This is a genomic window from Avibacterium gallinarum, assembly GCF_002921135.1.
Lineage (GTDB): Bacteria > Pseudomonadota > Gammaproteobacteria > Enterobacterales > Pasteurellaceae > Avibacterium > Avibacterium gallinarum.
On the sequence record NZ_PQVJ01000011.1, the window covers coordinates 84,989 to 98,917 of the forward strand.

Sequence of the window (13,929 nt, forward strand, 5' to 3'; positions counted from 1 at the left end):
TTCTATATGCTATTTTATATTTATTCTCAGATAAAATAATTTATTTTATATCTAGAGATGAAAATATGCTCTTTATTAATTCTTTTATCCATTTGATGGGAATCTATCTTTTCCTAGCCACTTTTAGTTCTTGCATAGGACAATTTGTTTTGATTACAAATAATCTAGAAAAATTATATTTAAAAAGTTTATTGATTACTTCCATAAGTTATTTTTTCTTAATTTTGTTTTTATATATTACGAAAATATTTTCTATAGAGTCCTTAATTATCGCATACAATGCTAGTGTTTTAGTTGAACTTATATATAGAATATATGTTTGCAAAAATAAAAATTTAATTGGATATATTATTTAATATGAAACTAAAAAAACTCACATCACATTACTTTATTTTTTTACCATACTTAATATTATCATTATATATAAGTATCAACTCAGATATTTCTATTTTTTTACTTGAATTATTTTTATTTTTACTTTATGGAGTTTGTATTATTTGGACAATATTCAACATAAATAAGTATCCACTTGCATTTATTATAACAGCCTTATTTGGGCTTTTTATTTACTCTAGATTTATCTTGGACTTATGGAATTTATTACCTTATGATATAAGATCTCAGACTCGATTTGTTCATAATTATTTTGAGGATAAAACTATAAGTGAAACTATTATAATTTATATTATTTCAATAATGGGACTAATGAGTGGATTTTTAATCATGGATTCAAATAATAAAAAAACGCTCAAAAAAAAATTAGCAAATGAAAAATTTATATATAAAATAGGCATATTATTTTTAATTTTATCTGCTCCAGGATTAATTTATAAAATGTATTTACTAATTAGTATGGTCAATGAACTTGGTTACCTTTCTTTATATAAAATAGATAATCCATCAGATTTAATTAGAACTATTGAATTTACCAGTTATAAATTGTATCTTTTAGGAATAAGTCTATTATTATCTTGTAATCTTAATAAAAAACAATTTTATTTTTTAGCAATATTAATGGTGGTTATATCCGGGGTATATCTTTCTCTAGGAAAAAGAGCAGAGTTTGGAATTTCAACTATATTTCTTATATGGTATTGGTTTTCTTATTTGCATAGAGAGAGAAAAATAAATATAAAATTATCACTACTAATATTAGTTGGTTTAATTTCTTTCTCCTTTATTTTTCAATATATAAATTATTATAGAACTGATTCAGAGACTAATAAAAGCACCAAAGATATCTCAATAATAAATTTTTTAGCCTCCCAAGGTGTTAGCGGTATTGTTTTACCTTACTACATAGAATATAAAGATATAATTAATAGAGATAGTTATCCTTATATAATGGCACCAATTATCGATAGGATGCATAGAGGAGGAGCAAGTATGAGAGTAATAAATAATACAAATTACTTGTCTTATGAACTTACCTATGCGATTTCCCATGAAGCCTATTTAAATGGAGAAGGAGTAGGAGCAAGTTATATTGTAGAATTATATGAAGGTGGGAAAGCTTCTGTTTTTCTAGGAATGGCTTTTCTAGGAATGTTAGTCATTTTTATTGAAATAAGAAAAAATACTCCATATATTAAATACCTATCCTTGCTTTTTGTTATGACACTATTATTTTTACCTAGAGGAGAGTTTTTTGAGTATTTTTATGAATTTATATTATTTTCATTAGTATGGTATTTTTTAAATATAGTATCTCATAGATTAAGGAGTGGATATGAACAATAATAACCTTGATAAGATTGATTTTGTATTACCTTGGGTTGACCCATCAGACGAATTATGGCAAGAAAAAAAAGAGCATTTTAGTAATGAGAGAAACGTCGACTTAGGTTCTAATACATCTGCTAGATATCGGGATATGGAAATATTAAAATACGTTTTACGTTCAATTGAAAAGAATTGCAGCTGGTACAATAATATATTTTTAATAACAGAAGGCCATTATCCAAAATGGCTAAATATAAAACACCATAAAATACGCCTAATTAGCCATGAAGAACTATTTTATGATAAAACAGATCTACCTACTTTTAATAGTAATTCTATAGAATGCAATTTATCCTCCTTAAAAAACTTAGGGCTTACTGAAAAATTTATATATTTAAATGATGATATGCTAATATTCCGAAAGGTTGATGCCTCTAGGTTTTTTATAAATAATCTTCCAGTTGACTTTTTGTGTCATACATTAATTCCAAGATCTAAGTTTTTATTAAAATTACGGGGGATAACTGATTCCTGGAGTTATTCATTATTGAATGATATAACTTTAGTAAATAGTAAAAAAATATTCAAACTATTTCTAAAGATCTTATATATCATGCTAGTTATTCTATGACCGAAAAATTAAATAACTTCTTAATGAAAAATTTATATAGAAAAGCCATTAGTCTAAAACATTGGCACCATCCTCAACCCTACTTAATAAATACTTTAGAAAAAGTAAGAGAAATTTTTAAGCTACAACTAGAGAGAGTATCTAAAAATAAATTTAGGGATAAAACTGATCTAACACCGTATTTATATCGATATTGGCATCTGTTAAGTGGTGAGTTTTATCCACTAAAATTTAATGATGGAATAGGTGATAAAAATATTTCCTCAGTGAAAGATGTCAATGAAATTTTCGAAAAACTTAAAAAAGATCCACATATTAATTTTGTATGCTTTAATGATAGTCCTGACTTAACTGAGCAAGAATTTTATCTAGTAAAAGAACGATTATTAAATGAATTGGAAAAAGTTTTTCCTGAAAAGGCAAGTTTTGAAATATAAAATCTTTGCTAAATTTTTAGTAAAAAGATTATCTTTTATTAAATAAGAAATGAGTTAAGTTTATTGAATAATACTACTAACACTACCCTATTATAAGCTTTTATTTATTTTGAATGTGAAAGGTATAATGTTAAAATATCGTTAAACTATTTATTAGAAGATGAAAACTTCTGGTATCCCAAAAACGGAGATTATTATTACGGCCCCTAACTCACGAATAAAACTTGCGTAGTTAAATCTTGTACATTTTTATTCAAGAGTAAATATCCTAATTCACAGGGTAAGATCGCATTTTCTCCAATTTTATGATCCAATATAGTCATATAGTCTCAGCCTACAAAACCTATTGAGGCTATATGAATGTCTTCAGTTTTCGCAATGACTTCCCCCCAGACCTTACCCCAAAAAATATGACTTTCTCGATATTGTTTTTCTTGTCATTACCGCAGTGTTTTCTGGTGCTAATAGCTTGGCGGGCATTAAACTTTTCGGAGAATAGCATCAGGATTAGTTGAGCAGATATCGTCCTCTCGAACATGGCATTCATGTCTATGATACTATTGCTCGTATTATCAAACACATCGTTCCAAAAGCTTTTAACGAGATTTTTATTGATTTTATCAATGAGATAAGAGCAAGGAGTTAATTGCGATTGATGGGAAAACATTGCATCATAGTTTTATATCCTACTTGCTTAATCTAAAAGTAACAATATTGAATCTAGATATTCCACACTTATTACTATGCCTAGAAAAAACCGCACTTTACCAAAAGTGCGGTCTATTTTTAACGTATTTTCAGCAATCCCTACAACGCCTTCAAAATATCATCAACACGCTCTTTCGCATCGCCGAAGAGCATTTGGGTGTTTTCTTTGAAGAATAATGGATTTTGTACGCCTGCGTAGCCCACTGCCATTGAGCGTTTGAAGACCACCACGTTAGCGGCTTTCCACACTTCTAGTACTGGCATTCCTGCGATTGGGCTGTTTGGATCGTCCATCGCCGCTGGGTTTACAGTGTCGTTTGCACCGATCACCAATACGACGTCCGTATCTGCGAAATCATCGTTGATTTCGTCCATTTCTAATACCACGTCATAAGGCACTTTGGCTTCAGCGAGCAACACGTTCATATGGCCCGGTAAACGTCCTGCTACTGGGTGAATACCAAAACGCACGTTCACACCACGATCACGCAATTTTTGTGTGATTTCAGCCACTGGATATTGCGCTTGCGCCACCGCCATTCCATATCCTGGAGTGATGATCACAGAGCTTGCATTTTTCAGCATTTCCGCCACTTCTTCTGCCGTTGTTTCGCGGTGTTCGCCTTGTTCTTCATCACCACTTGCAACCACGTCATTACCAAAGCCGCCAGCGATAACGCTGATAAATGAACGGTTCATCGCTTTACACATAATGTAAGAAAGAATCGCACCCGATGAACCAACTAATGCACCCGTTACGATCAAGAGATCGTTATTCAGCATAAAGCCTGCCGCTGCCGCTGCCCAACCAGAATAAGAGTTCAGCATTGACACCACCACTGGCATATCCGCCCCGCCGATTGAGGCAACCAAGTGCCAACCGAAAGCAAGTGCGATGACCGTCATCAATAACACTGGGAAAATATTTTCTGGTGAGCTTAAAAACGCAATCATTAATAAGGCAGACACCACTAACGCCGCTAAATTTAATTTATGGCGATGCGGTAACATTAGCGCTTTAGAGTTAATAATGCCGCGTAATTTACCGAATGCGACCACAGATCCTGTAAAGGTTACCGCACCGATAAAGATCCCTAAGAACACTTCCACATTGTGGATTGTAGCAAGGGTTGCTTGTTCTGCATCAAAGGCGGCTTTCGCGTTTTCTAATGCGGCTTCGCTAATAAATGCGGTACCTTCTGGTGCAACAAATTCAGGGGTAACGTGTAAACCGAAGCTGTTAAAGCCTACTAACACCGCAGCTAAACCCACAAAGCTATGTAGGATTGCAACAAGTTCTGGCATTTCGGTCATTTCTACTTTTAATGCACGTTGGATACCAATCACCGCGCCAATCGCCATAGCGATTAAGATCCAAATTTGCCCTGAAGTTTGTGGGCCAAAAATGGTTGCGATAAGGGCGATGGTCATACCCACAATGCCATACCAACAACCTGCTTTAGCAGTTTCGTGTTTAGAAAGCCCTGCTAAGCTCATAATGAAAAGTAATGCCGCTACAATATATGCAGCCTGTACTAAACCTTCTGACATTGCTTTTTCTCCTTAACCTTTTCTAAACATTGCAAGCATACGTTGGGTAACTTTAAAGCCACCAAAAATATTGATACTTGCTACTAAAATTGCAATAAACGCGAGCAGGCTAATAAAGAAACTGCCTTGAGCAATTTGCAATAGCGCCCCCACAATGATGATGCCTGAAATAGCATTGGTTACCGCCATTAATGGCGTATGTAAGGCGTGGCTCACATTCCAAACCACATAGTACCCCACCACACAAGCAAGTACGAATACGGTAAAGTGTGATAAGAATGCCGCTGGCATCACTGAACCTAACCATAGGAACAACACACCAATTGCGCCCATAATGCCGTATTTCACGCGTGGGTCTTGCGGTTTTTCTTCTTTTTTCTCAACCACTACTTCCACTTTTTGCTGCGGCTGGGCTGAAACTTGAATTGGTGGCGCAGGCCAAGTGATTTCACCATCACGAATAACCGTTACACCACGCAATACCACATCATCAAAATCAATATTGATTGTGCCGTCTTTCTCTTTACATAATAACTTGAGCAAGTTCACCAAGTTAGTACCGTAAAGTTGGGAAGATTGCGTTGGCAAGCGTGCAGGGAAATCCGTATAGCCGATAATTTTCACTTGGTTAGGCGTAACGAACACTTCACCCGGTTTGGTATATTCGCAGTTACCGCCTGTTAATGCCGCTAAATCCACAATCACCGAACCCGGTTTCATTGAATCCACCATTTCTTTGGTGATCAAACGCGGAGCTGGTTTACCCGGGATCGCAGCGGTGGTGATGATAATATCCACTTCTTTAGCTTGTGCAGCGTAAAGTTCCATTGCTCGGCGGTTAAATTCTTCCGACATCACTTTCGCATAGCCATCACCTGAGCCACCTTCTTCTTCAAAATCAATTTCTAAGAAGTCTGCGCCCATTGATTTCACTTGCTCTTTCACTTCTGGACGAGAGTCAAAGGCTCGCACAATCGCACCAAGGCTATTTGCGGTACCAATCGCCGCCAAACCTGCCACACCCGCACCAATCACCAACACTTTCGCAGGTGGCACTTTACCTGCAGCTGTAATTTGCCCAGTGAAGAAGCTACCAAACGCATTGGCGGCTTCCACCACCGCACGATAGCCTGAAATATTCGCCATTGACGAAAGGGCATCTAAGGATTGCGCACGGGAAATACGCGGCACGGCGTCCATTGCTAACACATTGATTTTCTTAGCCGATAATTTTTGCATTAAGGCTTCATTTTGGGCTGGCCAAATAAAGCTAATTAAAGTTGCCCCCTCTTTAATTAAGGCAATTTCCTCATCAGTTGGCGGATTCACTTTCATAATCACATCGGCATTCCAAACCTCTTGCTCAGTGCCAACTTTCGCACCCGCTTCAATGAATGCCTGATCTTCAAAACTGGCTTTAAAGCCCGCGTCGTGTTCAACAATAATTTCAAAGCCAAGCTTCAAAATTTGCTGCACCGTTTTTGGCGTTGCCGCCACGCGAGTTTCATTATCAAGCCGTTCTCTAGGTACACCAATTAACATAATGTTTCCTTCAAATTGGTTGATGATACAATCTGGAAAACCACGCTTTCCAGCCCATAAATGACAAAAGTCAAACTGCCCTAACTGTACCATTTATTGCAAAAAAGATACAAAAAGATTTTGCAAATTTCATTGAAAAAATTTACCTATAAATCAAATTTTTAAAAATCATCTAAAAAAGCCATAGAATCAATAATTAAAAACGAATAAAAAAGCACCGCACTTTACTTTTTCACAATTTTACAAAATGATACACTTCCCTTTTTAATCAAAACAGGAACACAAAATGCAATTACCCGCACTTCAATCCGCCACGCTGATACGCCGTTACAAACGTTTTTTAGCCGATGTAGAACTGGCGAACGGTGAAATCCTTACCATTCACTGCGCCAACACGGGCGCAATGACAGGCTGTGGCGAAAAAGGCGATACCATTTGGTATTCCACCTCCGACAGCAAAACCCGTAAATATCCCCATTCGTGGGAACTCACCCAGCTTAAAAATGGACAAATGGTGTGCATTAACACGCACCGCTCCAATCAGCTCACCTTTGAAGCCTTGCAAAATAAGCAAATCAAAGAATTAGCCGCATACAGCGAAATTCTGCCTGAAATGAAATATGGCGAAGAAAACAGCCGCATTGATTTTCTGCTCAAAGGCGAAGGCTTGCCCGATTGCTATGTTGAAGTGAAATCCGTCACGCTGGTAAAAGGCAATCTTGGAATGTTCCCCGATGCCGTAACCACACGAGGGCAAAAACATTTGCGTGAATTAATGGCGATGAAAAAGCTCGGGCATCGTGCGGTGATTTTTTTCGCGGGCTTGCACAACGGTTTTGATCATTTCAAAGTGGCAGAATACATCGATCCTGAGTACGCCAAATTGCTCAGCCAAGCGATAAAAGAAGGGGTTGAGGTGTATGCCTATGCAGGCGAATTTGAATTTTCGGGTCAAATTCCTACCGCACTTTCTTTGACCCATTGCGTGCCTTACATCGAATAAAAAATATTGAGAATTATTTTCATTTATCTATTGACTTTGTATTTGAGAACTATTATCATCTAACCATTCAAACAATAATAGATAATCACTCCAACACTTTAGTGCCTCTCCCCCCACAGAAAGAGGCACTTTTTTTGTGTGTGAAATTGACAAGTGCGGTACTTTTTTCACAATTTTTCCTTAAATCTTCTCCGCCAAAGGCTTGGGCTAATTTGATGTTTTTTCTTGAAATGTTGGCGAAAGGCGGTGGCAGAATGAAATCCCACTTGAGCCGCAAGGCGTTCAATTTCTAAATCTGTGCTTTCTAATAAAATGCGTGCTTGTTGCAAGCGAATTTCAATCAACCATTCTGTAAACGCCATTCCTGTGGCTTGGCGAAAATGACGGGTAAAGGTGCTACGGCTCATATTTAAACGCTGAGCAAGATCATTAATGCAATAATCCTGCGTCAAATTTTGCTGAATATGCTGCAATAATTCATTGATATTTTCACTGGCAGATTTTCTTGCCACAGGGCGTTCGATAAACTGTGCCTGCCCACCTTCTCGGTGTGGTGAGATCACCAACATTCGAGCCAACTGATTGGCTATTTTCACCCCATAAATCCGCCGCACAATGGCTAAACAGCAATCTAGCCCTGCCGCCGTGCCTGCTGAAGTCATCACCTTACCGTCTTCCACATAAATCGCTTGAATATCCAAATTTACGTTTGGAAAACGCTGACGAAAAGCCGCCTCCCCTAGCCAATGGGTTGTGGCACGTTTGCCGTTTAACACGCCACTGTATGCCAATGGAAACGCACCGTAACATAGCCCCACTAATAACGCGCCACGCTCCAAGGCACTTTGCAAGGCGTTCTGCATTGCTAAGCTAGGCGGTTGGGTTAAATCGTGCCAACCAAAATGAACGATAACATCAGCTGTTTCCAACAAGGATAAATCCCCATCAGCAGGCACAAAAATGCCCTTTTCGCCATAGCAACTTTGGGTATTTTCTGCCACGATTTTCACTTTGAATAAGGGAGCTTCGCCAATATTTAGCGAAAAAACCATATTCGGAATGGCAAATTGAAAGGGATTAAAGTTAGGGTATAAAACCAAAGCAACAACAGGTGCGGTCATATTTTTCTCGATTTTTGAGTCAATCTTTTCGTTATATGAATAATAAGCCAATATTTTTGATTTAGCAAAATAGCGATAATGGCATTTTTCATCAACAAAGGAAATTTTATGAAGATTAAACACTTATTTTCTAGCTTTTTACTTAGCGCCGTATTGGCAACTAACGCTTTGGCGCAAGATGTCTATCAACATATTCGCAATGCCACCGCTAAGCTCACTTATGCGGGCGAAACCTTTTTAATCGACCCAATGCTTGCCAAAAAAGGCACTTATGAAGGTTTTGAAGGCACGCTCAACAGCCAAAAGCGTAATCCATTGATTGAGTTACCTATGCCTGCTGAAGACGTGTTCAAAGGCGTGTCTGCGGTGGTGGTTACTCATACCCATTTAGATCACTGGGATCCTGTGGCACAACAAATCTTACCGAAAAATTTGCCTATCATCGTACAAAATCAAGCCGATGCAAAACTCATTAAAGATCAAGGGTTTAAAGATGTTCGCGTGCTAGATGAAAGCCTAAAAATCGGCAAAGTAACGCTACACAAAACAGGGGGCGCACACGGCACGCCTGAAATGTATGCCGTTGCCCCATTGGGTAAGCTCTTAGGCGATGCAATGGGTGTGGTATTCACCGCCAAAGATCACAAAACTCTCTATATTTTGGGCGATACACTGTGGACGGCAGATGTAAACAAAGCCTTAATCAATTACAACCCTGATGTGTTAGTGATGAATACAGGTGATGCGCGCGTTAATGCCTTTCCAAATAACGGCATTATTATGAGCAAAGAAGACGTGGCTCACGCTTACCAAGCCGTGCCAAATGCCAAAATCATTGCGGTACATATGGATTCAGTCAATCACACTGCGGTAAGCCGTAAAGATTTACGCGAATTTATCGCTAAAGAAAAATTAACCGATCGCGTTAGTGTGCCAAATGATGGCGAGAACATCGCATTCTAAAAAATATTGAAAAAAATCACCGCACTTTGATCTACCTTGATAAGCCATTCAAAGTGCGGTCAAAATTTCACAAATTTTCCCCCTATTCCACATCACTTTCTTTAAACCATTGCGCTAAATATTCTAGCAAGGCGGCTGCGGTGGGTAATAGGCTTTTTCTTGACGGATAAACTGCGTGGATCATTCCACTCGGTAAATGATAAGGATCGGCAAGGGCAATCTTGAGTTGGTTATGTTGTATTTCTTTGCGTACGGAAATATAAGGCTATGCGCTGAAATCCAACAAACTTGGAATCGTCCTGATGCAGAAAAATGGGCAGAGGCTTATCAAGCCGTTTTCCCTGAATATCAACTATTAATCGAAAGCTATCAAAAAGCCCGTGAAGTTGAGAAAAACCACGAAGTTTTAGATTCTGAAAAATAAACTTTTAATGAGTGTCTTTTTATTTTATACCGTCTAATTTTAGGCGGTATTTTTTTGAAAAAATTACCGCACTTTGATGTGATTTTAAAAATTCAAAGTGCGGTGCTTTTTTCTTTATTTTATGCCATTGTCGCAGCATCTAAAATCAGTTTCGTTACCGCTTCGGCTTGCGACATTAGCGAAGCGTGGCTTGCATCAAGGCTGATAATTTTACGTGGGGAAATGCGTTCCGCCATCATTTTTTGGTTAGCCGGAGAGATCATTCTATCTTGCGTAGAAATTTGATAGAAACTTGGTTTCACTTTCCAAGCGGCTTGGCTGACGGTATCCGCAAAAGTGGAAGCTAATGGGGCTTTTTGTGTAATCGCCATTGGGTACGCTTCGTCCTCGCTCACATCTTGGCAAAAACTTTGCTGATAACGACTGCGGTCAATCCATAAATAACCATCACTATCGCCAACAATGGCAGAAAATGCTTCAGGTGGATTTTGTTGACTAATTCCGCCCGCACTTTCACCCACTTCAGGAGCAAAGGCGGCGATATAAACTAAAGCTTTCACATTAGGTAAATCGCCCATTTCTGTGATCACTTTACCCCCATAAGAATGCCCTACCAACACCACTGGCTTCTGAATTTGTGCCACCATTTTGCGTGTACGCGCTGCATCATCAGCTAATGAAGTGAGCGGATTTTCTACCGCATACACATCAAAATACCCCTGTGCTTTCAACGCGTTAATCACGTTATTCCAATGGCTTGCACCGCCCCAAAAACCGTGTACTAAAACAATTGCAGGTTTTTCCATTTTTTACTCCTAAGTTTACATAAAGTTTATGATAAATTTTGTGCAATCATACGCTCATCATAAGCAAAAACAATAGGTAAAAATAGGGTCATCTCTCTAAATTCAATAGGCTTTACCAATAAGAAATAACAAAGTGCGGTCAAAATTTGGCAAATTTTTAGCAGTCATTTAATGCGCGTAATTGATTGCCTGTGGCATCAAAATTATCAGCCGAAAGCCAGCGTTGGAACTTAGGTTTCATTGCCTGCCATTCTTCTTGCAACATTGAAAACCACGCGGTATCACGGTTACGCCCTTTATACACCAGCGCACGCCTAAAAATCCCCTCAAATTGAAAGCCAAGGCGCTTCGCCGCATTGAAAGACGGCTGATTTAGACTATCGCATTTCCATTCGTAACGGCGATAATGTAAGGTTTCAAACACATATTGCATTGCTAAAAATTGGGCTTCGGTTGCAACACGGGAATGTTTAAGGCTTTCTGAATAAATCACCCAGCCCCATTTCGATAGTACGATTTTTCGTATCAATACGCATTAGAGAAAATGTCCCTACCACTTTTTTGCTCGCCTTATCAATAATCGCCAAATAATAGGGATCTGACAGGCTTTCCCATTGTTGCAAAAGTTGCCGTGCGGCTTGTTCGTTAGGTTGCGCATCAATAGACAAATAAGTCCATTGGCTTTCAGGGCTATTTGGCCCAAAAAAATCATAAATATCGCTAAAATGACGAGATACACAAAGCCGTTCCAAACGGCAATATTGCCCTTCTAACGTTTGAATATTCGGCAACTCTCCCACTGTAAAATCTGCAATAAGTTCACCGATAGGCTGACCGAGATGGTTAATTGGCATTGTACTCCCTCATAAAAATAGGCGTAACACCTGTAATAATTGATATACTTGATGTTAAAGCTTTAAATGCTAATTTCAATACAGCTGTTGTACTGCATAATGACTTGTTTTATTGCACAACCTCTGGTTGTGATAATACTGTCGATAGCCTGAAAACTTTCAATTAAGCCAGTTAAAAAATCTTTCAATTAATACCGCACTTTTAAAAAGTGCGGTGTTTTTTTAGCCTTTTTTGTATAACTGTGGAATGTCAAAACAACACTCAGCCATACAGCATTGTGATATTACTTATCCACAACAAGCACACTTTTACTCAAACGTAATTGTTTCTGTAATTCAAGCGTTACCTTATGTGCTTTCTCCCAATCTTTCTTCGTTAATAATGGGCGAATTTCCCGTAAATAAATTTCGGTACTTGTTTCCCCTGTATGATGTTCGTACCCCAATGGATGGCTACGCCAACGTTGAGGATCAATTAACACATCTTGAGAATAAAAAGGATCAGAATTATTTTGGATATGTTTGTCTAATTTCGCACGTAATTCCCGCTTAATCTCTCGATAATTTGGATCATTTGCTAAATTACGTGTTTCACCGCGATCATTGACCATATCATAGAGTTCTTCTTCCTCGTCCTCTTTGTAAAGCACATATTTAAACTCATTCGTTCTTAACATTCGTGCTGGTTGAAGATCAAGATTTCGATCCGTATTCCAGTGGGCAACAACATATTCTCGCCACTCTTCGGTCGGTTTATTTTGTAATAACGGTAACAAGGAACGCCCATAAATCGGATTAGGAACGGTTAACCCTACATAATCACAAAGTGTTGGCAATAAATCACATAAGGATACCAGCTCTTTTTTATGCTGATTTTTTTGAATATCTGGCCCGAGGAAGGTAAAAGGTACATTCATCGCTTCTTCATAAAACCAATTCATTTTTGTAACAAGCCGATGCGCCCCCATTGCATCGCCATGATCAGAGAAAAAGACAATGAGCGTATCATCATAAAGCCCGTTTTCTTTCAATGCATTAATGACTTGCCCAATATAATTATCCGCAAGTTCTGTATAGTAATAATAAGCTTTAAGATATTGTTGAAAATTCTTTTCATTCCATTTACCTGCCTGTTTGACTCTTGTATGAGTACAGCAAGCATATTGAACCGCTTTTGGTCGATTAATTAAATCTGATTTTGTATCAAAATTATCTAAAAGCTCAGGCAATTCGCCGATCCCTTCAATATCGCCGTGTTCTCCTGCAAATTTGCCTACCCAGCCGTTAATATTGTGCGGATTATTGAATTCAACCGCTAATAAAAATGGTTTTTTCTCTTTTCGTTGATTCAATCGATTAATAAATTTTAAGCTTTCCTCTAAGCAATATACATCTTCTTTAGTGTCATAATTCACAGGAAAAGCGGGTTCAGCGGGAAAATCTTTTTCAATTTGTTCCGCACTAATAAAACCTCTCAACGCACCGTGATCATGGCGTTTTCCAAAATGGTAGCATTCATAGCCCGCCTCACTAAAAATGGATCCCACGGTTGCCAATGTTTCAGGAATATCCGCATTATCATTGGCAACAACTCCCGTATGATGAGGTAAACATCCTGTCCAAAAGCTCGATCGCGAAGGCGCACATAGCGGATAACTACAATAAGCATTCTCAAAACTGACACCTTGAGCCATTAACGCATCAATATTCGGCGTTTTTACGACCTTATTTCCATATCCCCCAACCGCACGTTTAGCTAGCTGATCAGCGGTAATAATGACAATATTTTTAGCATTTAATAATTTTTCGCCTTCATTACTACAGGTATCCTTAGCCATAGTTTCTGGCATTACCACCATACCAGCAGAACCTAATGCGACATTACGAATAAATTTTCTACGTGTAATACTCATCGTTCCTCCAAGATATTTAAGTGAAACCCTGTAGAAAATGATATGACACTTTTCATTTTAAAACTGTGAAATAGCTCACATAATATAAAATATATGATTATTTTTTTTGAAAAAGCATTTCAATAAATATCATTGCATTAGTAAAAATGAAACAAAGTAAAGAGTGTTAGAAATAATACTTTGATACAATGTATCATCGTCTTCTTTTAATGGCACTATAGCTATACTTTAGGCGAGAAAGATTCCACCTACGC

General features: G+C 37.8%; 13 protein-coding genes. 6 read left to right on the forward strand and 7 right to left on the reverse strand.

The window, feature by feature from the left end; all coding sequences use genetic code 11:
- Positions 1 to 357: 357 nt before the first annotated feature.
- From wzy to C3007_RS11700, 3 genes are read left to right on the forward strand one after another with little or no spacing between them, the layout of a single operon-like run.
- On the forward strand, positions 358 to 1,740 hold the full coding sequence (wzy, locus tag C3007_RS03935) for an O-antigen polysaccharide polymerase Wzy (RefSeq protein WP_103853199.1): 1,383 nt from the start codon (positions 358 to 360) through the stop codon (positions 1,738 to 1,740).
- On the forward strand, positions 1,730 to 2,353 hold the full coding sequence (locus C3007_RS11695) for a stealth family protein (RefSeq protein WP_243397657.1): 624 nt from the start codon (positions 1,730 to 1,732) through the stop codon (positions 2,351 to 2,353). Before wzy ends, C3007_RS11695 begins: the two co-directional genes overlap by 11 nt.
- Positions 2,350 to 2,790 (forward strand): stealth conserved region 3 domain-containing protein, encoded by a 441-nt coding sequence (locus tag C3007_RS11700; RefSeq protein ID WP_243397658.1) that lies wholly within the window; start codon positions 2,350 to 2,352, stop codon positions 2,788 to 2,790. The genes C3007_RS11695 and C3007_RS11700 overlap by 4 nt, the downstream gene beginning before the upstream one ends.
- An 807-nt stretch (positions 2,791 to 3,597) precedes the next feature.
- Here C3007_RS11700 and pntB read toward each other — a convergent pair.
- The gene (gene pntB, locus C3007_RS03950; protein ID WP_103853201.1) at positions 3,598 to 5,049 is read right to left on the reverse strand and encodes a Re/Si-specific NAD(P)(+) transhydrogenase subunit beta; all 1,452 of its coding nucleotides are present in this window, start codon (positions 5,047 to 5,049) and stop codon (positions 3,598 to 3,600) included.
- A gap of 12 nt (positions 5,050 to 5,061) precedes the next feature.
- Complete coding sequence (pntA, locus tag C3007_RS03955; RefSeq protein WP_103853202.1) at positions 5,062 to 6,591, reverse strand: Re/Si-specific NAD(P)(+) transhydrogenase subunit alpha; 1,530 nt, start codon at positions 6,589 to 6,591, stop codon at positions 5,062 to 5,064.
- A 286-nt stretch (positions 6,592 to 6,877) separates the two neighbouring features.
- Between pntA and sfsA the strand changes: the two genes are divergently transcribed.
- On the forward strand, positions 6,878 to 7,594 hold the full coding sequence (gene sfsA, locus C3007_RS03960; RefSeq protein WP_103853203.1) for a DNA/RNA nuclease SfsA: 717 nt from the start codon (positions 6,878 to 6,880) through the stop codon (positions 7,592 to 7,594).
- Between the two features lie 167 nt (positions 7,595 to 7,761).
- On the opposite strand, the gene C3007_RS03965 is transcribed toward sfsA, so the two are convergent.
- Positions 7,762 to 8,715: a GlxA family transcriptional regulator gene (locus tag C3007_RS03965; protein WP_103853204.1), complete on the reverse strand. Its 954-nt coding sequence runs from the start codon at positions 8,713 to 8,715 to the stop codon at positions 7,762 to 7,764.
- A gap of 108 nt (positions 8,716 to 8,823) precedes the next feature.
- On the opposite strand from C3007_RS03965, the gene C3007_RS03970 reads away from it, so the two are divergent.
- Complete coding sequence (locus tag C3007_RS03970) at positions 8,824 to 9,678, forward strand: MBL fold metallo-hydrolase (protein ID WP_103853205.1); 855 nt, start codon at positions 8,824 to 8,826, stop codon at positions 9,676 to 9,678.
- A 196-nt stretch (positions 9,679 to 9,874) separates the two neighbouring features.
- The gene (locus C3007_RS03975) at positions 9,875 to 10,102 is read left to right on the forward strand and encodes a hypothetical protein (protein WP_207763689.1); all 228 of its coding nucleotides are present in this window, start codon (positions 9,875 to 9,877) and stop codon (positions 10,100 to 10,102) included.
- A 119-nt stretch (positions 10,103 to 10,221) separates the two neighbouring features.
- Here the strand turns inward: C3007_RS03975 and C3007_RS03980 are convergent, their stop codons facing one another.
- The 4 genes from C3007_RS03980 to C3007_RS03990 all read right to left on the reverse strand — a co-directional run bounded on the left by C3007_RS03980 (position 10,222) and on the right by C3007_RS03990 (position 13,675).
- Positions 10,222 to 10,908: an alpha/beta hydrolase gene (locus C3007_RS03980; protein ID WP_103853206.1), complete on the reverse strand. Its 687-nt coding sequence runs from the start codon at positions 10,906 to 10,908 to the stop codon at positions 10,222 to 10,224.
- 157 nt (positions 10,909 to 11,065) lie between these two features.
- On the reverse strand, positions 11,066 to 11,401 hold the full coding sequence (locus tag C3007_RS11705; RefSeq protein ID WP_243397659.1) for a GNAT family N-acetyltransferase: 336 nt from the start codon (positions 11,399 to 11,401) through the stop codon (positions 11,066 to 11,068).
- Positions 11,379 to 11,762, reverse strand: a complete 384-nt coding sequence (locus C3007_RS11710; RefSeq protein WP_243397660.1) for a GNAT family N-acetyltransferase — start codon at positions 11,760 to 11,762, stop codon at positions 11,379 to 11,381. Before C3007_RS11710 ends, C3007_RS11705 begins: the two co-directional genes overlap by 23 nt.
- Before the next feature lie 284 nt (positions 11,763 to 12,046).
- The gene (locus C3007_RS03990) at positions 12,047 to 13,675 is read right to left on the reverse strand and encodes a sulfatase family protein (RefSeq protein WP_103853207.1); all 1,629 of its coding nucleotides are present in this window, start codon (positions 13,673 to 13,675) and stop codon (positions 12,047 to 12,049) included.
- Positions 13,676 to 13,929: the final 254 nt, after the last annotated feature.